At 69.5% G+C, this 21,813-nt stretch carries 18 protein-coding genes; 12 read left to right on the top strand and 6 right to left on the bottom strand.

The genetic code is table 11. The annotated features are described in order from the left end of the window. Window positions 1-3: 3 nt before the first annotated feature. From ACIA49_RS32155 to ACIA49_RS32140, 4 genes are all read left to right on the top strand, one after another. On the top strand, window positions 4-1,704 hold the full coding sequence (locus tag ACIA49_RS32155) for a MiaB/RimO family radical SAM methylthiotransferase (RefSeq protein WP_396381566.1): 1,701 nt from the start codon (window positions 4-6) through the stop codon (window positions 1,702-1,704). Further along, window positions 1,701-2,318 (top strand): CDP-diacylglycerol--glycerol-3-phosphate 3-phosphatidyltransferase, encoded by a 618-nt coding sequence (pgsA, locus tag ACIA49_RS32150; protein ID WP_396381565.1) that lies wholly within the window; start codon window positions 1,701-1,703, stop codon window positions 2,316-2,318. Before ACIA49_RS32155 ends, pgsA begins: the two co-directional genes overlap by 4 nt. A gap of 36 nt (window positions 2,319-2,354) precedes the next feature. Next, on the top strand, window positions 2,355-2,846 hold the full coding sequence (locus ACIA49_RS32145; protein ID WP_396381563.1) for a CinA family protein: 492 nt from the start codon (window positions 2,355-2,357) through the stop codon (window positions 2,844-2,846). A gap of 163 nt (window positions 2,847-3,009) precedes the next feature. Beyond that, window positions 3,010-3,303 carry a helix-turn-helix domain-containing protein gene (locus ACIA49_RS32140; RefSeq protein WP_396381561.1) on the top strand — a complete coding sequence of 98 codons (294 nt, stop codon included), beginning with the start codon at window positions 3,010-3,012 and terminating at the stop codon, window positions 3,301-3,303. A gap of 34 nt (window positions 3,304-3,337) precedes the next feature. Here the strand turns inward: ACIA49_RS32140 and ACIA49_RS32135 are convergent, their stop codons facing one another. Further along, the gene (locus ACIA49_RS32135) at window positions 3,338-4,138 is read right to left on the bottom strand and encodes an Fpg/Nei family DNA glycosylase (protein ID WP_396381559.1); all 801 of its coding nucleotides are present in this window, start codon (window positions 4,136-4,138) and stop codon (window positions 3,338-3,340) included. Beyond that, window positions 4,131-8,723: an ATP-dependent helicase gene (locus tag ACIA49_RS32130; RefSeq protein ID WP_396381557.1), complete on the bottom strand. Its 4,593-nt coding sequence runs from the start codon at window positions 8,721-8,723 to the stop codon at window positions 4,131-4,133. Before ACIA49_RS32130 ends, ACIA49_RS32135 begins: the two co-directional genes overlap by 8 nt. Window positions 8,724-8,812: 89 nt before the next feature. On the opposite strand from ACIA49_RS32130, the gene ACIA49_RS32125 reads away from it, so the two are divergent. Then, window positions 8,813-9,844: an LppM family (lipo)protein gene (locus ACIA49_RS32125; RefSeq protein ID WP_396381556.1), complete on the top strand. Its 1,032-nt coding sequence runs from the start codon at window positions 8,813-8,815 to the stop codon at window positions 9,842-9,844. Next, window positions 9,841-10,035, top strand: coding sequence for a DUF3046 domain-containing protein (locus tag ACIA49_RS32120; protein WP_391541919.1), 195 nt, complete (start codon window positions 9,841-9,843; stop codon window positions 10,033-10,035). The genes ACIA49_RS32125 and ACIA49_RS32120 overlap by 4 nt, the downstream gene beginning before the upstream one ends. Before the next feature lie 7 nt (window positions 10,036-10,042). Here the strand turns inward: ACIA49_RS32120 and ACIA49_RS32115 are convergent, their stop codons facing one another. Beyond that, complete coding sequence (locus ACIA49_RS32115; RefSeq protein WP_396381555.1) at window positions 10,043-10,609, bottom strand: GrpB family protein; 567 nt, start codon at window positions 10,607-10,609, stop codon at window positions 10,043-10,045. A gap of 35 nt (window positions 10,610-10,644) precedes the next feature. Next, entirely contained in the window at window positions 10,645-11,436 is a 792-nt protein-coding gene (locus ACIA49_RS32110) for a hypothetical protein (RefSeq protein WP_396381553.1), read from the bottom strand. Between the two features lie 250 nt (window positions 11,437-11,686). Between ACIA49_RS32110 and recA the strand changes: the two genes are divergently transcribed. From recA to ACIA49_RS32095, 3 genes are all read left to right on the top strand, one after another. After that, window positions 11,687-12,763: a recombinase RecA gene (gene recA, locus ACIA49_RS32105; protein WP_396381552.1), complete on the top strand. Its 1,077-nt coding sequence runs from the start codon at window positions 11,687-11,689 to the stop codon at window positions 12,761-12,763. 1,732 nt (window positions 12,764-14,495) lie between these two features. Further along, entirely contained in the window at window positions 14,496-15,029 is a 534-nt protein-coding gene (locus ACIA49_RS32100) for a regulatory protein RecX (protein WP_396381551.1), read from the top strand. Then, window positions 15,029-15,439, top strand: a complete 411-nt coding sequence (locus ACIA49_RS32095; protein WP_396381549.1) for an MmcQ/YjbR family DNA-binding protein — start codon at window positions 15,029-15,031, stop codon at window positions 15,437-15,439. Before ACIA49_RS32100 ends, ACIA49_RS32095 begins: the two co-directional genes overlap by 1 nt. On the opposite strand, the gene ACIA49_RS32090 is transcribed toward ACIA49_RS32095, so the two are convergent. Continuing rightward, complete coding sequence (locus ACIA49_RS32090) at window positions 15,325-16,359, bottom strand: helix-turn-helix transcriptional regulator (RefSeq protein WP_396381547.1); 1,035 nt, start codon at window positions 16,357-16,359, stop codon at window positions 15,325-15,327. The genes ACIA49_RS32095 and ACIA49_RS32090 overlap by 115 nt on opposite strands. Before the next feature lie 62 nt (window positions 16,360-16,421). Between ACIA49_RS32090 and ACIA49_RS32085 the strand changes: the two genes are divergently transcribed. The 3 genes from ACIA49_RS32085 (at window position 16,422) to rny (ending at window position 21,413) form a co-directional block, all read left to right on the top strand. Next, window positions 16,422-18,671: an excinuclease ABC subunit UvrA gene (locus tag ACIA49_RS32085; RefSeq protein WP_396381546.1), complete on the top strand. Its 2,250-nt coding sequence runs from the start codon at window positions 16,422-16,424 to the stop codon at window positions 18,669-18,671. A 141-nt stretch (window positions 18,672-18,812) separates the two neighbouring features. Beyond that, window positions 18,813-19,286, top strand: coding sequence for an antitoxin (locus ACIA49_RS32080; protein WP_396381545.1), 474 nt, complete (start codon window positions 18,813-18,815; stop codon window positions 19,284-19,286). Window positions 19,287-19,733: 447 nt separating this feature from the next. After that, complete coding sequence (rny, locus tag ACIA49_RS32075) at window positions 19,734-21,413, top strand: ribonuclease Y (protein ID WP_396381544.1); 1,680 nt, start codon at window positions 19,734-19,736, stop codon at window positions 21,411-21,413. On the opposite strand, the gene ACIA49_RS32070 is transcribed toward rny, so the two are convergent. Beyond that, the gene (locus ACIA49_RS32070) at window positions 21,394-21,777 is read right to left on the bottom strand and encodes a nuclear transport factor 2 family protein (RefSeq protein ID WP_396381543.1); all 384 of its coding nucleotides are present in this window, start codon (window positions 21,775-21,777) and stop codon (window positions 21,394-21,396) included. The two genes, rny and ACIA49_RS32070, sit on opposite strands and share 20 nt — an antisense overlap. Window positions 21,778-21,813 lie beyond the last annotated feature (36 nt).

Raw genomic sequence — 21,813 nt, 5'->3', positions numbered from 1 at the left:
GTGATGACTACGCCACCCGTCACTGTTGCCCTGGTCACGCTGGGCTGTGCCCGCAACGACGTCGACTCCGAGGAGCTCGCCGGCCGTCTCGAAGCGGGCGGCTTCCGCCTCGTCGACGACGCCGCCGACGCGGACACCGTGGTGGTGAACACCTGCGGTTTCGTCGAGGCCGCCAAGAAGGACTCCGTCGACACGCTGCTGGCCGCCGCCGACTACAAGGACTCCGGCCGTACCCAGGCGGTCGTCGCCGTCGGCTGCCTCGCCGAGCGGTACGGCGACCAGCTCGCCGACGCACTCCCGGAGACCGACGCGGTCCTGAGCTTCGATGACTACGCCGACATCTCGGACCGTCTCCGTTCGATCCTGGCGGGCAACAAGCACCACCCCCACACGCCGCGGGACCGCCGCAAGCTCCTCCCGCTCTCGCCGGCTGCCCGCCAGTCCGCCAGCCCGGTAGCCACGCCCGGCCACGGCGACCACGCCCACGGCGCCGTTACGGGCACGCTCGGTGACCACATCCCATCCGCGCTCAAGCCGGTCGGAGCCACAGGCGACGCGGACCAGAGCACCCCGGATTCGACCGCCGGTCAGCCGCTGAAGGGCCGCATGGTCAGCTCCTCCGGCGCCCGCGAGGAGCTGAAGATCGACGCCCCGGACCTCGCGTCGGCCCCGGCTAGCGGCCCGCGCGTCGTCCGGCGCCGCCTCGACGGCGGCCCGATGGCTCCGCTGAAGCTGGCGTCCGGCTGCGACCGTCGGTGTGCCTTCTGCGCGATCCCGATGTTCCGCGGTGCGTTCATCTCTCGCCGTCCCACCGAGGTGCTCGGCGAAGCCCAGTGGCTCGCGGAGAACGGCGTACGCGAGCTCTTCCTGGTCTCGGAGAACTCCACCTCCTACGGCAAGGACCTGGGCGACCTTCGCCTGCTCGAGACCCTCGTCGGCGAGATCGCCGAGATTCCCGGCATCACCCGCGTCCGGGTCTCCTACCTGCAGCCCGCCGAGATGCGTCCGACGCTGCTCGCCGCGATGGCCTCGACCCCTGGTGTCGTCCCGTACTTCGATCTCTCCTTCCAGCACGCCTCCGGCCCGCTCCTGCGCCGCATGCGCCGCTTCGGAGACTCCGAGCGCTTCCTCGAACTCATCGCCCAGGTCCGCGCCGCCGCGCCCGCCGCCGGTATCCGGAGCAACGTGATCGTCGGCTTCCCCGGTGAGACCGAGGAAGACGTCGACATCCTCTGCGACTTCCTGTCCCGCGCCGGCCTGGACGCCATCGGCGTCTTCGGCTACTCCGACGAGGACGGCACCGAGGCCGAGACCTACGACGGCAAACTCGACGAGGACACCATCGCCGCCCGCCTGGACCGCGTCACCCGCCTCGCCGAGGACGTGACCTCGGCCCGCGCCGAAGCCCGCATCGGCGAACTCGTCGAGGTCCTCGTCGAATCCCTCGGCAGCTCTACCGACGACACCGACACCGACAGCGCTGCGGCCGTGGCGGTGGACGGTCAGACCGGCGAAGGCCGGGCCGCCCACCAGGGCCCCGAGGTGGACGGTTCGACCACGCTGGTCGGCCTCCCCGAGGGGGTCCGGATCGGTGATCTGGTCTCCGCGAAGGTGGTCGGCAGCGACGGTGTCGACCTGATCGCGGAGTTCGCGGCGGTGGTGAATCCCCAGGACGACCGTCCGGCCGCTAACCTGACCGCGTGACCAACCCGCCGAACCCGGTTCCGAGCGCTGCCGGGCGGGTCCACGCGCCGAGCGCGTGGAACGTCCCGAACGCGCTCACCGTGCTGCGGCTCGTCCTGGTCCCGCTGTTCGTCTGGCTGCTGCTCCGCCACGACGGCACCGACACCGGGACCCGGCTGCTGGCCACGGCCGCGTTCGTCGTCGCGATCGTCACCGACCGCTTCGACGGCGACATCGCCCGGCGCTGGAACCTGGTCACGAACTTCGGCAAGATCGCCGACCCGATCGCCGACAAGGCCCTTACCGGAGCCGCCTTCATCGGACTGTCCCTCCTCCACGAACTGCCGTGGTGGGTCACGGTCGTCGTCCTGGTCCGTGAATGGGGCGTCACCGCCCTCCGGTTCTGGGTCATCCGGCACGGCGTCATGCCTGCCAGTCGTGGTGGCAAGCTCAAGACGGTCCTTCAGGCCATCGCCCTGGGCCTCTACCTGCTGCCGTGGCAGTCCTTCGCCCTCCTGCACTGGAGCGCGATCATCATCATGACCGCCGCCGTGGCCGTCACCCTGATCACCGGCGGGGACTACCTCGTCCGCGCCCTCCGCCTCCGCGCCGCCGCCAAACACCCCCTCCCGTAGCCTCCACGACCCCGGCCGATGGGGTGGAATAGGGGCATGGAGAGCACCGGTTGGGGCGGCGTCGCCAGGTTGGTCGGAGTTTTGAAGGCGCGGGGCGAGACTTTGGCTACTGCTGAGTCGTTGACCGGGGGAATGGTTGGTGCGGCTCTGACGGACGTGGCGGGGGTGTCTGCGGTGTACCGGGGTGGTGTGGTGGTCTATGCGACCGACCTGAAGGCCAAGCTTGCGGGCGTCCCTCAGGACCTTTTGGACGCTGTGGGCCCTGTGCACCCCGACACTGCGGCAGCGCTCGCCACCGGCGTCCGGGAGCGTCTGGGGGCCACTTATGGGCTCGCCACGACCGGTGTGGCCGGTCCTGACCCGCAGGCGGGGGTCGAGGCGGGCACGGTATACATCGCGGCGGCCGGACCAAACGCCGTACAGGTGCGGAAGCTGCAGTTGAGCGGTGATCGCAGCGCGGTGCGGGAGGCCACTGTGGAGGCCGCGCTGGAGCTCGTGGCGTCACTTGTGACGGAAGAACTGGACTGATCGGGGTGTTGAGACCAGCATGGCGACAGGTAGGGCAGACTGGCACGGCGCACCGAAGGTGGACATTGCGAGAAGTAGTGACCCGGCAACAGGTACCGTTGGTTCCCACGGTCGGGCTACGGTGCGAGTAGAGACGGCCGGACAGGCGGAAGGGAGAAACCTCATGGTGCTGGTTCGTGGCCTGCTGGGCGACGTCCTGCGGCGTAAGCGGCTGCGCCAGGGGCGCACTTTGCGCGAGGTGTCCGCCGACGCGCGTGTCAGTCTCGGGTACCTCTCCGAGGTCGAGCGCGGCCAGAAGGAGGCCTCCAGCGAGCTGCTGGCGGCGATCTGCATGGCCCTCGAGGTGCCGCTGTCGACAGTGTTCGCCGAGGTGAGTGAAGACCTGGCCCGCGAAGAGGCCCTGGTCCTGGCGCATCCGACGACCATCGAGGCCGAGGTCGTGGCCTCCGCGGCCTGATCGGCTTCCGCCTCAGCCGGAGTTTTCCACAGGGTCAGTCCGGGCCGGGATCGGCTTCGGGCTGACAGGCCGGGCACCAGTAGCTGATCCGCTCCTGGGGCGCTCGGCCGATCATCGCCGTACTGATCGTGGTCCGGCAGCGACGGCAGGGTTTGCCGGCCCGCTCGAAGACCCAGGTGCGTTGCCCGTTCCGGTCGACGCCGGTGCTGACCTGGGTGCCGTTGCGAAGGTTGGCCTTTAGTAGCCGGCGGCTCAGATCGACCGCGGCCGCGACATCGACCGACGAGACCGGGCGCCAGGGATGCAGACCGAGCAGGAAACAGACCTCGGTGCGGTAGAAGTTGCCGATGCCGGCGAGGTTGCGCTGATCGAGCAAGGCCTCGCTGATGGTGCGGTCCGGTTCGGCTTCCAGATTGGCGATGGCCTGCGACCGGTCGAAGTCGGGTGCCAGTAGATCGGGGCCAAGGTGCCCGACCACGGTGTCCTCCGCGTCTGTCGCGACCAGGTCGAGCACCGGCAGCCGGTAGCCCACAGCGGTCCAGGACGCTGTCTCGAGCACCGCACGGATCTGATGGGACGCTCCACCACGCCACTTCTCGCCGGGCCGGTACAAGTGCCAGCTGCCGTCCATCCGGAAATGACTGTGGATGGTCACGCCGCCGGACAGCCGCATCAGCAGATGCTTGCCGCGAGCAACGACCTCGAGCATCGTCCGGCCGCTGAGGTCGGTCGTCGCGAGCGTCGGCACCCGGAAGTCCGTCCGCGCCAGCTCCTGACCGCCGAGCGCCTGGTTGAGGCGCTTGCAGGCCCGCCAGACGGTGTCGCCCTCAGGCACGGAGCCGGAGTCCGCGAGGAGTCGCGTGGAAGCCGGCCTTGGCCAGCGCATCCCCGAAGGCCGTATGCCGAACCTGCTCGCCGTCCGCCGTCTCGACGCTCAGCTTCCCGAGCTGGCCATCCCGGATCGACAGCGCCAGTGCATCCACCGCGGGCTGCAGCAGGTCGACATCCTCGGTGAAGCTCAGCACGGTCCGCCCGCCGCGCTCGACGTAGACGATCAACCGCCCGTCGACCATGACGACCAGGGCTCCGGCCTTACGACCCGGGCGATGCCCACTCGCACCATCACGCTCCGGCCAGGGGAGCGCGGCGCCGTACGGGTTCGCAGGATCGGACGCGGCCAGTACGACGGCCCGCGTCGCCGGCTCCTCGTCACGCTTGCCGCGCCCGCTGCCGCTGACGGATCCAGGCAGCTCAGCCAGCGCACGCAACCGATCGACCGCACCCGGCAGCGCGAACTGCGCAGCGCCCAATCCGGCGACGAAGTATCCGCGTCGGCAGCGCCCGGACTCCTCGAAGGCACTCAGCACCTTGTAGACGGCCGCAAACCCACCCGGAGTCCGCTCCGTGATGACCGAACCACGGGTGACGATCCCGTACCGGTCGAGCAAGGTCTCCGCCGCTGCATGCGCCCGCCGCGTCGTGTCCTCGTTGCGGGCTGGGAGCAACGACCAGCGACCACCAGCCGTCGGCGGACCGCTGCGCGCGGGCATCGCCGGCCGGCCCGGCCGCATCGGACGCCCGGGCCGCGCCCGAGGGGTTGCCCGACGCGTGCGGTGACTGCCCCGACCGCCACCGACGAGTGACCGCACCGGGGTCAGCGTGTCGTTGGTGAGGTGGCCCGCCCAGACGAGATCCCACAGCACGGTGACCATGGTCTCGTCATCGACCACTCCGGTTGCCGCGCCCACGGCATCGCTGAGCTGACGGAAGAAGAACGCGCCGCCGGTGGACAAAGCGTCGAGCACGGCTTGGTGTGTGTCACCGATCTCGAACGCCGGGTCCGGATCAGGCAACGTCAGATCACAGTTGTCGGCCAGATGCAGCGACACCCAGCCGTCCGTTCCCGGCAACGAGCCCGACCCGGCCCACACCACCTCACCGGTCGCGGTCAGCTCGTCCAGCATCGACGGCTGATAGCCGGGGACTCGCGAGGGCAGCACGATCGACTCGAGCGCGGACGCCGGAACGGCGCATCCGGCCAGCTGTTCAACGGCTCCCAGGAGTACGTCGTATCCACGACCGCGGCTGCTGGTGATGCCCTGCCACGCCGGCAGGAACCGGGCGAGCGCCGTCGGATCGACGGGCTCGACCTCCTTGCGCAGTGCGGCCAGTGAACGCCGGCGGAGCAGGCGCAGGATCTCGCTGTCACACCACTCCATCGCGATCCCGCCGGGCAGGAACTCGCCCTCGACCACCCGCCCGGCCGCAGCCAGCCGACGCAGCGCTTCGTTGACGACCGCAACACCGATGCCGAGATGGGTCGCAAGATCGATCGCGCGGAACGGACCGTGCGTCCGCGCATACCGGGACACCAGATCGCCGAGCGGATCCGCGACCGGCTCCGCATGTGCTTCGGCGATCCCCGGCGGCAGCGGTACGCCGAGTGCGTCGCGCAATCGCGCCACGTCCTCGACGACCGCCCAGCGATGCTCACCGGCGATCCTGACCCGCACAACTCGCCGGGCGGCAGCCAGATCCGTCAACCAGGTCTCGGCATCCGCGTCGTCGACGCAACGCTGCGACGCCTCGGACACCGACAGCGGCCCGACGAGGCGCAGTACGTCGAAGAGTCCCTCGGCATCTCGCGCTCGCCGGTCCTCGGCCAGGCGTTGCAGCTCGGCCTCGGTCCGCAACACGACCTCGGCGTCGAGCAGCTCCCGCAGCTCGGTGCGTCCGAGCAGCTCGGACAGCAGGCTCTGATCCAGCGAAAGTGCGGCTGCCCGCTTCTCCGCCAGCGGCGTATCGCCCTCGTACATGAAGGCGCCCACGTAGCCGAACAGCAGCGACTTCGCGAACGGCGACGCCTCCGAGGTCTCGACCTCGACGACCGAGATCCGGCGCTCGCTGATCCCGGTCAGCAGATCCTTCAAAGCCGGCAGGTCGTAAACGTCTTGCAGCACTTCACGCAGAGTCTCGAGCACGATCGGGAACGAGCCGTACTTGCTCGCGACGCTCAACAGCTGCGCGGATCGCTGACGCTGCTGCCACAGCGGTGATCGACGCCCCGGATTCCGCCGGGGGAGTAGCAGGGCTCGCGCGGCACACTCACGGAATCGCGCGGCGAACAGCGCCGACCCACCCACCTCGGTCGTGACCAGATCCTCGATGTCGGCTGCATCGAACAGGACCAGCTCGGCACCGGGTGGCGCCTCGTCGGTCTCTGGCAACCGCAGCACGATCCCGTCGTCCCCGGACACCGACTGCGCGTCCATCCCGTAGCGCTCGCGCAACCGCGCGGCGATCGCGAGCGCCCACGGTCCGTGCACCTGGCCGCCGTACGGCGAATGGATGCAGACCCGCCAGTCACCCAGCTCATCGCGGAATCGCTCCACGAGAATCGTCACGTCGTCCGGCACCCGGCTCGTCGCTTCGCGCTGCTCAGCCAGGTAGGACACGAGGTTGTTCGCCGCATACTCGTCGAGGCCCGCGGCTCGCGCGCGCTCGATCGCCTTGGCCGCCGGCAACGCAGCCATCTTGCGCACGAAGGCGCCTGTCGCCGCGCCGAGCTCAGCCGGTCGCCCGACCGCGTCACCCTTCCAGAACGGTAACCGTCCCGGCTGACCGGGCGCGGGGGAGACCAGCACCCGGTCGTGGGTGATGTCCTCGATCCGCCAGCTCGACGCCCCGAGCGTGAACACGTCACCGACGCGCGACTCGTAGACCATCTCCTCGTCCAGCTCGCCGACGCGGTGATTGGTCGACTCGCCGACCAGGAAGACGCCGAACAGCCCGCGGTCGGGGATCGTGCCCCCGCTGGTCACCGCGAGCCGCTGGGCTCCGGGCCGGCCGGTGATCTCACCGCTGACCCGGTCGAACACGATCCGCGGCCGCAACTCCGCGAACTCGTCCGACGGATAGCGGCCGGACAGCATGTCGAGCACCCCGTCGTAAGCCGAGCGGGGCAACGTCGCGAACGGGGCACAGCGCCGTACCAGCGTGAAGAGCTCGTCGACATCGACGGCGTCGAGCGCGACGATCGACACGATCTGCTGGGCGAGCACGTCGAGCGGATTGGCCGGGATGTGCAGGCTCTCGATCAACCCGTCGCGCATCCGCTGCACGACCACCGCGGTGTCGATCAGATCGCCGCGGAACTTCGGGAACAGCACACCCCGCGACACCGCACCGACCTGGTGACCGGCGCGTCCGACCCGCTGCAGCCCGCTCGCGACCGACGGCGGCGCCTCGACCTGAATGACGAGATCGACCGCGCCCATGTCGATGCCGAGCTCGAGGCTGCTGGTGGCCACCACACAGGGCAGTCGGCCGGACTTCAGATCCGCCTCGATCAGCGCGCGTTGCTCTTTGCTGACCGAGCCGTGGTGCGACTTGGCGATCAACGGCGGCGCCGCCAGCGAGGCGCCGGACTGTGCCATCACCTGCGCGGGCGATCCCTCGTCGGCCAGCTCGAGCTCGGCGCGCTCGGCAGCGATCTCGTTGAGCCGGGCGGTCAGGCGCTCGGCGAGTCGGCGCGAGTTCGCGAAGACGATGGTCGAGCGGTGCTGCTCGATCAGGTTGAAGACCTGCTCCTCGACGTGCGGCCAGATCGACGCGTGCTGCGGCGGCCCGGCGGCCGAACCCGAGGTCTCCAGCTCTGTGCTCGCCAGCTCGGCCATGTCCTCGACCGGTACGACGACGCTCAGGTCCCACTGCTTGGTGAACTTCGGCTGTACGACCGTCACCGGCCGCTCACCGCCGAGGAACCGCGCGACCTCCTCGACCGGCCGCACCGTTGCCGACAACCCGATCCGCTGCGCGGGCTTGGGGAGCAGCGAGTCCAGCCGCTCCAGCGTCAGCGCCAGATGCGCACCGCGCTTCGTGCCGGCGACCGCGTGCACCTCGTCGACGATGACGGTCTCGACGCCTCGCAGCGACTCCCGTCCCTGTGAGGTCAGCAGCAGGAACAACGACTCCGGGGTGGTGATCAGCACGTCGGACGGCCGGGTGGCGAACCGCCGCCGGTCAGCCGCCGGGGTGTCGCCGGATCGCACTGCGACCTCGACGTCGACCGGAGCCTCGCCGAGCCGCCGCGCGGTCTCCCGGATCCCGATCAGCGGAGCCCGCAGGTTGCGCTCGACGTCGACCGCCAGCGCCTTCAGCGGAGACACGTAGAGCACCCGGCAGCGCAGCTTCGGATCCTCCGGCGGCGGGGTCGTCGCGAGCCGGTCGAGCGCCCACAGGAACGCGGCCAGCGTCTTGCCGGAGCCCGTCGGGGCGACCACCAGCGCGTCCCGGCCCGCGGTGATGGCGTCCCACGCCTCGAGCTGGGCCGGGGTGGCCGCCTCGAAGACGTCGCCGAACCACGCCCGGGTGGCGGGCGAGAACCGGCTCAACGCGCTGGACTTCTGCACGACGACCATCTTGCCGGGTGCCTCCGACAGTTTCGAGCAGCCTGGTCGCCACTCGTCCGGTGCGAAGGTTGTCGGAGCGGTCTGGAATGATCGGAGACATGATGAAACGCGTCCGTGCCGCGATCGTCGTGGCCTGTCTGTTCGCCCTCGCCGGGTGCGGGACGTTCGATGCCGACCTGAAGGTCGGATCGGACGAGACCGTGTCGGGGACGCTGCAGATCGGCATCGACAAGCAACTGCTGACGGCCAGCGGCCAGTCGGTGGAGAAGATTCAGCAGCAGATCGCCTCCAGCATCAAGCAGTTGACCACGGACGGCGTGACCTGCAGCGCTGTCGACGACGACCAGACCGTCGGCGAGAAGTGCACGCTCGAGAGCGTGCCGTTCGAGAAGATGGGCCAGTCGAGCGGTGACGGGGTCAACTTCCGCAAGGCCGACGGCAAGGTCACCGTCACGGTCCAGGCGCCCGATCTCAGCTCGCTGGTCGGCGGTGGGCAGCAGCCGCAGGTGAGCTTCAAGATCACCATGCCGGGCACGATTCTCGAGCACGACAACGGCGCGAAGATCGACGGCCGGACGGCGACCTACGACAGCATCGACAAGCTGGGCAACATCGCGCTGACCTCGAAGGCCGGCGGCGGGTTCCCGGTCTGGGCGATCGTTCTCATCGTGGTGCTGTTGCTGCTCGCGGCCGGCGCGGTCGTCTTCTTCGTGCTGCGCGGCCGCAAGGCCAAGGCGCAGCAGGGCTACGGGCAGTACCCAGGGCAGTATCCGGGCCAGCCGCAGCCGGGCCAGTGGGGACCTCAGTACGGCGGCCAGCCGGGCTACGGTCCCGGCCAGCAGTACCCGCCGCAGGGCCCGGGGCAAGGTCCGGGCCAGTACGGCCAGCCGGGTCAGTACGGCCCGCAGCCCGGTCAGGGACAGCCCGGACAGTACGGCGGTCAGCCTTCGCCCCAGCCCGGTCAGGCGCCGTACCCGGGCCCGCAGCCCGGACAGCCGCAGTACCCGGGACAGCCGCAGCCCGGTCAGTGGGGGCCGCCGCCCCCTCAGGGCCCGCCGTACGGGCAGCAGCCGCCTCAGCAGGGCGGGTGGAGCCAGCAGCCTCCGAAGGACAACGACGGACCCGCATGAGACTGACCGAATTCTGGACGCGCATGGACCATCATCTCGGTCCCGCGTACGCACGGACCTGGGCGGAGACCCAGGTGGTGGAGGAGCTGGACGGCCGCACGGTCATCGAGGCTCTGGCCGACGGTGAAGCCGCGAAGACCGTCTGGCGCGCCGTGTGGGCGCACCTGCGGCTGCCGGCCAGCGAGCGCTGAGCGGCGCTCAGACGGCCCAGCCGGTGCGGGTGGCCCACTCCTCGGCGGGAAGGTAGATCAGGTCGCAGACCGGGTCCTTGAGATCCGCGTAGTCGCCGATGTTGTCGAACGGCAAGGCGGCTGCGCGGCGCTTGAACTCGCCGTATGCCTGGGCTGTCTCCGGGTGGCTGCGTAGGTAGTCGCGGAACAGCAACGCATAGCGCTGGTTGGCCCGGCCGGCCACGCGGATGTGCAGATTCACCCGGCGGCGGTACATGGGCTCGACCACAAGTCGCTTCACCCATTGATGCTCGTCCACGGGCAGTCCGGGCACCGGATGATCGCGCTGGGCCTTCGGGCGGAAGTCCCAGTTCGCTGCGACCATCCGCTCGACGGCCTCGTCCAGGTCCGGCTCCGCGGCGACCGTCACCTGCATGTCGAGGATGTCCTTGGCCGGCAGCCCGGGGACCGACGTCGAACCGATGTGGTCGACGCGCTGGGCCAGTTCGCCGAGCACACCCCGGACCGTCTGCGCGGTCTTCTCGAACTGGGCCGGCCAGGTGTCGTCGGGGCGCACGATGGCGATCGCGTTCATGGCCTGATCATCCCAGCCGTGGAGCCCCGGGTCGATCAGAGCGGCTTGACCCGGAACGTGCCGGTGGTGAGCAGATCCGCTGCCTTGTACGCCGCTTTGCGGATGCCCTTGCGCTCGTCGAAGAACCCGCCGACCACTCCGATCCCGGGCAACTGGCCGATGAACCGCGCGCCCAGACTGCCCCGCGGACGGTCCTCGAAGACCTCGCCGAGCCCGCCGAGCAGCTTGCTGATCCGCCAGACCAGCCGGACCCCCTTACGCAGTCCGGCCTCCTCGGAGTCGTCACCGAAGCCGAGCTGTTTGGCGACGTCCTGGCCCGCGATGGTCGGGTCGTCGTACTCGAGGACGTCGTCCGGGGTGATCGGGCGGTCGGTCAGGACGCGGGCGATGACCGCGGTCCGGTCGGCATGCGCCTCGACGCCGTACTCGCGGCAGACCGCACCGATCACCATCGCCTGGACGGAGGCGCCCAGGGTGTCCTTGATCGGCAGCCGGTCGGCCGCGGCGCCACTGATCCGGGGCAGGCCCGCGATCACGGCGGCGAACCCACCGAGCCGCTCGACCCACCAGTCGCAGCGCTTGGCCAGCGGCAGCGTCGGCCACTCGGCGTGACCCGGGACCTTCATCTGCAGCAACCGGTCGATCGCCAGGATGAGGCCCCGCTCGGCCAGGTTGGGACGCTCCTGGGCGGAGTACTCGGTGAGCAGGCTGCGGATGCCGAACGGATCCTGGGTGCGGAGCGCGTCCAGGACGGAGTCGATGCCGAACTCGACCCGGCTGAGGGCGAGGACGACGGCGGAATCGGGGACGTCCGGACGGTCGGTCACGCCCGCAAGAGTAGGGAGCCGGTGGGCCAGTCCGGTTGTCCGGGCCGGCTTCGGCGTGTCAGTTTGTGATTCGAACACGTGTTCGGGATAGTTTGTGCTCCGGGAAGGGCGGCGGACGGCCGAGTTGTCCACAGATTCGTGGTGGCGGCGAAAACTGTCCGTGGCGCCGAATATCTTCTCTGGCGAGACGGAATCCTCTGGGCGGCTGGCAAGTTCGCCCCACTTACGAGATGGGTCAGGTGGCAGTCAGATGGCTGGTGCAACAGCAAGCGCGGAGCGCAAGGAAGCGGACCGCGAGAAGGCGCTTGCGACCGCGCTGACGCAGATCGAGCGGCAGTGCGGCAAGGGCTCGGTGATGCGTCTCGGTGAGCAGAACAGGCCGCCGATCGAGGTCATCCCGACCGGTTCGATCGCGCTCGACATCGCGCTCGGGATCGGCGGGCTGCCGCGCGGTCGCGTGGTGGAGATCTACGGCCCGGAATCCTCCGGTAAGACGACGGTCGCCCTGCACGCGGTGGCGAACGCCCAGCGCGCCGGCGGGATCGCGGCCTTCATCGACGCCGAGCACGCGCTCGACCCGGAGTACGCGAAGAAGCTGGGTGTCGACACCGACGCGCTGCTGGTCTCGCAGCCGGACTCCGGTGAGCAGGCGCTGGAGATCGCCGACATGCTGGTCCGCTCCGGCGCGATCGACATCGTCGTGATCGACTCGGTGGCCGCGCTGGTGCCCCGGGCCGAGATCGAGGGCGAGATGGGTGACAGCCACGTCGGTCTGCAGGCCCGGCTGATGAGCCAGGCGCTGCGGAAGATGACCGGTGCGGTCAGCGGGACCAACACGACCGCGATCTTCATCAACCAGCTGCGCGAGAAGATCGGCGTGATGTTCGGCTCCCCGGAGACCACGACCGGTGGTAAGGCGCTGAAGTTCTACGCGTCGGTGCGCCTCGACGTGCGCCGGATCGAGTCGCTCAAGGACGGCACCGACGTGGTCGGTAACCGGACCCGCGTCAAGGTCGTGAAGAACAAGGTGGCACCGCCGTTCAAGCAGGCCGAGTTCGACATCATCTACGGCCAGGGCATCAGCCGCGAGGGCAGCCTGCTCGACCTCGGTGTCGACCAGGGCTTCGTCCGCAAGGCCGGTGCGTGGTTCACCTACGAGAGCGACCAGCTCGGCCAGGGCCGGGAGAACGCGCGGAACTTCCTGCGCGACAACCCCGATCTGGCCAACGAGCTGGAGAAGAAGATCAAGGAGAAGATGGGCATCGGCCCGACGCTGGACGCGCCGGCCGACCCCAAGGCCACGGCCGAGGTCGATGTCGACTTCTGATCGACCCACCGCGGGCGGCAGCGATCCTCGGCACTCACCTGCCGAAGCTGCCCCCGCGGCGCTGTCTCTCCCGCACGAGGAACGCCTCGCCTACGCCCGCGAGCTCCTGGCCCGCGGCACCGCCGCACTCGACAGTGCAGCAAGCACGCCGACCGCTCCCGCCACCCGCGGGCGCGGTCGGGCGGAACCTTCCGGCTCGGCGGATGCTGCTGCGGGAGCCGCTCGTTCGGAGGTAGGTCCCGGAGCGGCTGATGCGACGGCGCGCAATGGTGCGGCCCGTGCTCCCGAAGCGGCTGATAGAACGGCGCGGAAGTCTGACGCGGCCGGTGGTTCCGGAGCGGTTGATGGGACGGCGCGGAGGTCTGACGCCGCCCCTGGTTCCGAAGCGGCCGATGGGACAGCGCGGAGGTCTGGTGCGGTCCGTGGTTCCGGCGGGCGTGCTGGTGGGGCGCGCGCGTCGAGCGGTCGCCGTACGGCGGCTGGCGGGTCGGCGGCGGAGGCCGGTCGGGAGCGTGGTTCGGCTCGGCGTGAGCAGGCGCCCGACGAGACGCTCGCGGATGATCCCGGGGCGGGAGCCGGTAAGAGAAGGGCTGCCCGCCAACCTGTGGGTCCGGTGGTTGATCCATGGGGTGAGCTGGACGACGACTTTGCCGGGGACGACCCGGGGAGCACACGGCGCCGGAGTACTGGGATCCGGCGGACTGTTGCCACGGACTACCTGGCCGAGGCGAAGGCGTTCGCCGGCGGCGAAGAGACCGGAGATGCCACCTCGCAAGAGGCTGGGACCTCCGAGGCGGGCGATACGGGCGAGCCCTTCGACCCGTGGGGCGACGACGCAACGATCGCCCCCAACCCAAAGACAACCAGGCCGGCCCAAAGCCCCACCGACCGCACACCCACCCGCGTGTGGAACCCCGAGCCAACCGTCGCTGAAGAATGCGATGAGAGCACAGTTGACGCTGGGCTCGCTGCGCCAGCGCCCACTACCCGGGCGGAGTCCACGCCGGCCACACCTTCACCGTCCATTCCCAAGACGACTGCGGAGTCCACGCCCGAGACGCGTGCGGGATCTGCGGCCAAGACGCGGGCGAGGTCACGGGCTGAGGCATCTGGGGCGCAGGAGGTTGTTGCGTCGGGTGAGGCCGGTGGGGGCGATGGGATTTGGGGTTCGGACGGGTCCCCTGGTGCTGGTGATGCTGGCAGGGCCGGTGAGGTTCTTGATGTGGATGGTGCTAGTGGGGCTGGTGGGTCGGATAGGACTCGTGGGTCCGGTGGAAGCGTCGAGGTTGCTAGGGCGCGTGGGGTTGGTGGGGGGCGCAAGGCGGGTGGGGCCGCGGCGCCTGGTGAGTCCTATGAGGTTGGTGGGGCTGGTAGTTCGGATGCGGCCGTGGTGTCCGGTGGGACTGGTGAGGTCACTGGGACTGACGGGACGGGTGGATCCGTAGGGGCTGGTGAAGCCGGTGAGACCAGCGAGGTCAGTAGCGCGTTCGGGGTGCGGGGGGCTGGTGGGGACAGTGAGGTTGATGGGGCTGGTGGGTCGGGTGGGGCCCGGAAGTCGGGTTCGGAGTGGGGGAGCGGGCGGGGTTTTGGTGGTTCGGGCTCGGGTTCCGGGTCGGGCTCGGGGTCGGGTGGGAGTGGGGCGGGGGAGCGCCAAGGGGTTCGGCGGGGGTTGGGGGCTCGGCGGCCGGTGGGGGGCGGGCGTCGGCGGCGGGATGAGAGGGATGAGCCGCCGGTGGATGTGGGGCTGGATGGGGAGTCGGATCCGGCGCAGGTGGCGCGGGGGATCTTGCTGGACAAGTTGTCGGGGCAGCCGCGGACTCGGGCGGAGCTGGCGGATGTGCTGGCGGAGCGCGGGATTCCGGACGAGGTGGCTGATGAGGTGCTGGATCGGTTCACCGAGGTGGGGCTGATCGACGATGCGGCGTTCGCGACGGCTTGGGTGGAGTCGCGGCACCGGGGGCGTGGGCTGGGGAAGCGGGCGCTGGCGCAGGAGTTGCGGCGGCGCGGGGTGGACGACGAGCTGTCGCGGGATGCGTTGGAGGAGCTGGCGCCTGAGCAGGAGGAAGAGAAGGCTCGGGAGCTGGTTCGGAAGAAGCTGCGATCGATGCGTTCGCTGGATCGGCAGGTGGCCATGCGACGCTTGCTGGGGATGTTGGCCCGCAAGGGCTATCCCGGCGGGATGGCGATGAGCATCATCAAGCAGGAGCTCGACGCGTCCCACGAAGAGTTTCCGTTGCTGGATTCGTCAGGAATCGAGGTCGAGTGATGGCGAGCCTGGAGGATGTCGAGCGGCTGGTCGCGGAGCTGCCCGGGACCGAGGAGACCGAGCGGCACGGACATCGCACCTGGGCGGTCGGCGGCAAGGGATTCGCCTGGGAACGCCCGTACAGCAAGGCGGATCTGAAGCGCTTCGGCGACGAGACCCCGCCGGCCGAGCCGATTCTCGCGATCCGGGTCGAGGACCTGGGCGAGAAGGAAGCGGTGCTGACGGCCCGTTCGAACGACGGCTTCTTCACGATCCCGCATTTCGACAACTACGCCGCCGTACTGGTCGAGCTGGATCAGGTCTCCGAGCCTGTCCTTCGAGAGGCACTGCTCGACGGCTGGCTGCTCTTCGCCCCAGCTGCAGAAGCGAAAGACGTACTCGCCTCGAGGAGACGCTCGGCGAAGGATTGATAGGCGGCAGCGAAGGCGGGCGGCGCGTCGACGATGCGGTAGCTGACGTCGAGAAAGGCCAGCGGCATGAGAAGCCAGTGCCAGGTGTCCAGGGCGACGGTGAGTTCGGTCGTGGCAGGACCCACTGCCTGGATCTCAGCGTCCTGGTACTTGAAAGCATCGATGACTGCCGCGGCCGGCGCGTCGATCACGAGGCGGACGGGATGCTTTGCTTTATGGAGACCCTCGCGGAGGTAGGCCGTGGCCGAGTCGGCAGGCAAGGGACGCAGGGTGTAGCGGGTTGTGCTGCGGCGTAGGTCGTTGATGCGGTCGACGCGGAAGACGCGCCAGTCGTCGCGGTCGAGGTCCCACGCGAGCAGGTACCAGCGCAGTAGATGGTGGATCTGTCGGTACGGCTCGACGCGGCGGACCGTCTCGGAACCGCGCGCACTGCGGTAGGCGAACGAGATCTGCTCCTGGTGGCCGATGGCTTCAGCGAGTTCCCCGAGCTGTTCGGCCGGCACGCTGGGTGCTTCCTGATGACTCGTCTCCACGCTCTCCCGGACGGCGACCGCCCGGGAGCGGAGCCTGGCCGGCAGGAACTGATCGACCTTCCCGTACGCCCGCGTGGCCGCGTCATCGATCCCGCCCTCCGCCGACGAGCCAACCGAACCCAGCGACGCCAGCGCGAGCAATGTCGCGACCGCCTCGTCGTCGTCCAGCACGAGCGGCGGCATCGTGCGGCCCGCCGTGAGCCGGTAGTAGCCGCCAGGACCGGGCTGGGTCTCCACCGGATACCCGTAGCCGCGCAGCCGGTCGACATCGCGGCGCAGCGTGCGGGCGCTCGTGCCGAGGCGTTGCACCAGCTCGTCGCCGCTGAACGAGCGCCCGGTCTGCAGCGTCGAGAGCAGCGCGAGCATGCGTGCGGTGACATCGGCCATCCACCCATGATGACAAAAGATGCGGCCAGAATCCGGCCACATCTGCTCATAGCGTCGTCCGCATGAACCAACGAGCCATCACCCTGCGCCGCGCCCGGACCAACAACCTCGCGGACGTCGACCTCGACGTACCGCGCAATCAGCTGGTGGTGTTCGTCGGGCGCTCAGGGTCGGGGAAGTCGTCACTGGTGTTCGACACGATCGCCGCCGAGGCGGGGTTCCAGCTGAACGAGACGTTCCCGCCGTTCGCACGGAACCGGCTGCCGAAGTGGACGCGGCCGGAGGTCGACCACATCGACGGCCTGACACCGGTGATCGTGATCGACCAGCGCCGGATCGGCGGCAACGCGCGGTCGACAGTCGGCACGGTGACGGATGCGTGGACGTACCTGCGGCTGCTGTTCTCGCGGCTCAGCGAGCCGAACGTCGGGGAGTCGAACCGGTTCTCGTTCAACGACCCGAGCGGGATGTGCCCGGAGTGCTCGGGGCTGGGCGAGGTCGTGGTGAGCGCCGCCGACCGATTCCTCGACCTCGACAAGTCGCTCAACGAGGGCGCCATCAGCCTGCCCGGCTTCGGGCCGGGCAAGTACTGGTACTCGCAGTACGCCGACATCGGCGCGTTCGACATCGACACCCCACTGCGCGAGTGGTCGAAGGGCGAGCGCGAGGCACTCCTGTACGGCGGACGCGCAGCGGCCGACCTGGGGCGCAAGCTGCCGAAGGACTACGAGGGTGTGGTCGAGCGATTCGAGCGCATCTACCTGCACACCGCCGACAACCTCTCAGAGCGTAAGCAGGAGACAATTCAGAGGTTCACGCAGTCGGGTGTCTGCCCGGAGTGTGACGGTGATCGGCTCGCGAAGGACGCACGGACGGCGACCGTGGACGGCCGGACGATCGGCGAGCTGGCTCGATGGGAGATCACCGAGCTGCTGGAGTTCGTGCGGGGGATCGACGTACCGGCCGTCGCGCCGGTGGTGGCGGCACTCACCGAACGGTTGCAGGCAATGGTCACCATCGGGCTCGGGTACCTGGCGCTCGCGCGGGCGACGACGAGTTTGTCGGGTGGTGAGTCGCAGCGGATCAAGACGGTGAAGCAGCTCGGTTCGAGCCTGACGGAGCTGACGTACGTCGTCGACGAGCCGACCGTTGGACTGCATCCGACCGATGTGGAGTCGATGATCGCGTTGCTCGAGCAGCTGCGCGACAGCGGGAACAGCGTGCTCGTGGTGGAGCACGACCCGGCGGTGATGCGGCACGCGGATCAGATCATCGAGGTCGGCCCGGAAGCCGGCGCCGCGGGTGGGCGCGTGGTGTTCCAGGGCCCGTACGACGAACTCCGGGCAGCCGACACCCCGACGGGCCGCGCCCTGAGGCGGACCGATGAGCGTGGCGGGGCGCGGGCGGATGAGCCGGCTCGGCCGGGCGTGGGGGAGTTGGTGGTAGCGAACGCCGTAAGGAACAACCTCCGGGATGTGACGGTGCGGATTCCGGCCGGTGTGATGACGGTGCTGACCGGCGTCGCGGGGTCGGGGAAGTCGAGCCTGGCGGCCGAGCTGGTGGCGCAGTGCCCGGCGGTGGTGATCGATCAGAAGGCGGTCGGGACGAGCCGGCGGTCGACACCGGTCACGTATACCGGGATCGCGCCGGCGATTCGGAAACTTTTTGCCCAGCGCAACGGCGTACCGGTGGCGATGTTCAGTGCGAATTCGGCCGGTGCTTGTCCGGAGTGCCGCGGGCTCGGTGTGCTGCGGACCGATCTCGCATTCCTGGAAGGCCAGGAGGTTGTTTGCCCGGCGTGTGGCGGGCGGCGTTTTTCGCCGGAATCCCTGACCTACTTGGTGAACGGGTATTCGATCGCGGATGTCGACGAGCTGACGATCGACCAGGCGATCACCGAGTTCTCCGATGCCGGGATCGCGCGTGGACTGCGGCAGTTGGCGGCGGTCGGGCTGGGTTATTTACGGCTGGGACAGTCGCTGGACACGCTTTCCGGTGGGGAATGCCAGCGGGTGAAAATCGCGAAGGAGCTCAGTGCGGCGGACGGGAGTACGACGTACGTGCTGGATGAGCCGACGACCGGGCTGCACCTCGACGACGTCGAGACGCTGCTGAGAGTGCTGGACCGGCTGGTCGAGCACGGGCACAGCGTGGTCGTGGTCGAGCACAATCTGGAGGTGATCCGGCGGGCCGACTGGCTGATCGACCTCGGGCCCGGACCGGGCCGGCACGGTGGAACGGTGCTGTTCGAGGGGCGGCCTGGGGACTATTTGGGCCGGGAGACGCCGACCAGCCGCGCGCTCGCCGGCTGAATCCGTGACGCTGTCGGCGGCGAGGGGCGTTGACGGGTCGGTTGCGACGGTGTGTTATCCGAAGAGGACTCAGTTGTTTGGCTGGGACCGTACGCTGGGGATTTTCCGTCGATCCGCCCCTGACACACCGCGGAGGGTGCAATGAACGAATTCCAGGAACAGGCGAAGAACTGGCTCCGGAACGTCGTCAAGCAGAACCCGGACAAGATCAAGGCCGGCGTGGCGAAAGCCGGCGATCTGATCGACCAGCAGACCGGTGGGAAGTACGCGGCCAAGGTCGACGCGGTACAGGAAAAGGTCGGCACTTTCGTCGACTCCCAAACGGGTGAAACCGCCGCGGCCGACAACGCGCCCCAAGCAACGGCCGACGACACGGCTGGAGCCTCGGAGGACGCGGCAGGCGCGGCCGAGGATGCAGTCGGCGCTCAAGAAGACGCCGCCGGCGCAGCAGAAGATACGGCCGGTGCCGAGGAGGACGCCGCTCCGGCCGATCCCGCGAGCTGGACCGTGGGTGGCGAGGTACCCGACGCAGGAGACGCGGCCTCGGCCGGCTCTTCCACCGCGGGCGCCGAGACCGGTGGAACCGCCACCGGCCTGCCGGGTCCGCGCGAGTGATCGACTGCGGACAGTAGTCGTTCCGTAGCGCTGAGGGCGGCGCCGCGACCGCGGTGCCCGCCCGGCATCGGTGGACCAGTGGGGTGGCTGGTCTGTGGATGCGAACGGGTCGCGAATGCGGTCGAGGCGTGGCCGAGTGTCCGTCTTGACCGGGTGGTGGGGCACGCCTAGCCTCGGGAATACGAAGGGATCACTCCACCTCACGGTGGCGGTTATAGCGAGCTGCAGGGATCGGCGGCGATCTGCACAGGCCGCCGGATCGACGGCGCTCCGGCGGCCGGGACAGGTACCGGACGGTGCGACCGCACAGACGTCGTCCGGAGAACCGCTGGCGACGATGCCCCCGTTGCCGGTAGGGCGAATCGCCGTACCCGGTGACACTGCGTGACCCCTTCGACCGACTGACACAGTCCCGCCCGGTGCGTGACTCGACGAGGGGAGAGGCCGATGTTGCCGATGGCGAGCTCCGCCGGCCTGACCGTAATCGGTCTGGTGATCACGGGCCTGCTGGCCTGGATCGGCTTCACACTCTCCCGCCGCAAGGCCGCCGACAACACCGCGGCGCTGGCGAACGCCCAGCTCGAGGCGAGCACGATCACCTCGGGCGCCAAGTCGCAGGCCGAGCTGATCAAGCGCCAGGCCGAGGAGGAGGCCGCCGTACTGCGGGTGCGGGCGGAGACCTCTGAGCAGCGCGCGGAGGAGATCCGCCGCGCCGCGGAGGACCGGGCTTCGGAGGTACGGCGGGATGCCGAGCAGCGGGCCGCCGACGTCCGGCGCGAGGCCGAGGCGGAGGCGCAGTCGATCCGGGACGACCTGCGGGAGCAGCGCCTGGAGATGGAGCGGCGTGATCACCGGCTGACCGAGCGCGAGGAGCGGATCGACGAGCAGCACCGCCAGGGCGAGGAGCGGCAGCTCGAGCTGACCGCGCAGCTGGCCGAGCTCGACCAGCGCAAGGCGGAGATCAAGGACCTCGAGGACGAACGCCGACGGATCCTCGAAGGCGTCGCGAACCTGACCACCGAGCAGGCGCGGGCCGAGTTGGTCGCGTCGATCGAGGCCGAGGCCAAGCGGCACGCGCACACGATCGTCCGCGACATCGAGCGGCAGGCGCTCGACGAGGGCGAGACCAAGGCGCGCAAGATCATCACCGGGGCCGTGCAGCGGCTGGCGTCGGAGCAGACGAGCGAGTCCGTGGTGTCGGTGGTGCACCTGCCCAGCGACGACATGAAGGGCCGGATCATCGGCCGCGAGGGGCGGAACATCCGCTCGTTCGAACAGACCACCGGCGTGAACCTGATCATCGACGACACCCCGGAAGCCGTCCTGCTGTCGTGCTTCGATCCGGTACGACGGGAGACCGCGCGGCTGACCCTGGACTCGCTGGTGCTGGACGGGCGGATCCACCCGAGCCGGATCGAGGAGATCTACGAGCGTAGCAAGGGCGAAGTCGCCGAGCTGTGTGAGCGCGCGGCCGAGGACGCGATGGCGGAGGTCGGGATCACCGATCTGCACCCGGAGCTGATCCGGACGATGGGGCTGCTGCGCTACCGGACGTCGTACGGGCAGAACGTGCTCAAGCACCTGATCGAGTCCGCGCACATCGCCGGGATGATGGCGGCCGAGCTCGGGCTCGATCCGAAGCTGTGCAAGCGCGGCGCGTTCCTGCACGACATCGGCAAGGCGCTCACGCACGAGTCCGAGGGCAGCCACGCGATCGTCGGTGCCGACCTGGCGCGCAAGTGGGGTGAGAACGACGACGTCGTGCACTGCATCGAGGCCCACCACAACGAGGTCGAGGTCCGGACCGTCGAGGCCGTGCTGACCCAGGCCGCGGACGCGGTCAGTGGTGGGCGACCGGGCGCGCGGCGTGAGTCGCTGGAGGCCTACGTGCAGCGCCTCGAGCGGCTCGAGGAGATCGCGATGCATCACGACGGTGTCGAGAAGGTGTTCGCGATGCAGGCCGGCCGGGAGATCCGGGTGATGGTGCTGCCGGACGCCGTCGACGACATCGCCGCGCAGGTGATGGCGCGCGACATCGCCAAGCAGGTCGAGGAAGAGCTCACCTACCCGGGCCAGATCCGGGTCACGGTCGTTCGCGAGTCCCGCGCTACCGAAGTGGCGAAGTAGCGTATTCGGCCCGCCAGGCCGGCGGTTCGAACGGCGAGCCGTAGATCCGGGTCTCGCGGGCGATCCGGCCGTCGGCGAACTCGACGACATTCGCCACGTAGTAGATCTCACCGCCGTAGTCCGACCGCCCCAGTACGACGAAGTGGTCGCCGGCGCCGGTGATCCGCAGTACCTGGATCGAGGGTGGGTTCGGGTACTCGCGCTGCATCGCGCGCATCCGGTCCCGTCCGACGATGCGCTCCCCGGACTGCGGCATCTCCAGCACGTAGTCCTCGGCCCGCATCTCGTGCTCCGCCTCCGCCGACAGCGCCAACTGCCCGTCCGACGGCCACAACCGCTCCAGCAACTCCCGATTCCGGTCCATGGCTCCAGCCTCCGCCCAGGTCTTCATCCAGCCTTA

This window comes from Kribbella sp. NPDC051587, from assembly GCF_044453945.1.
Taxonomy (GTDB): domain Bacteria; phylum Actinomycetota; class Actinomycetes; order Propionibacteriales; family Kribbellaceae; genus Kribbella.
Note: the sequence above shows the minus strand (reverse complement) of the source record. Positions and strands in the feature narration are given on the sequence as shown.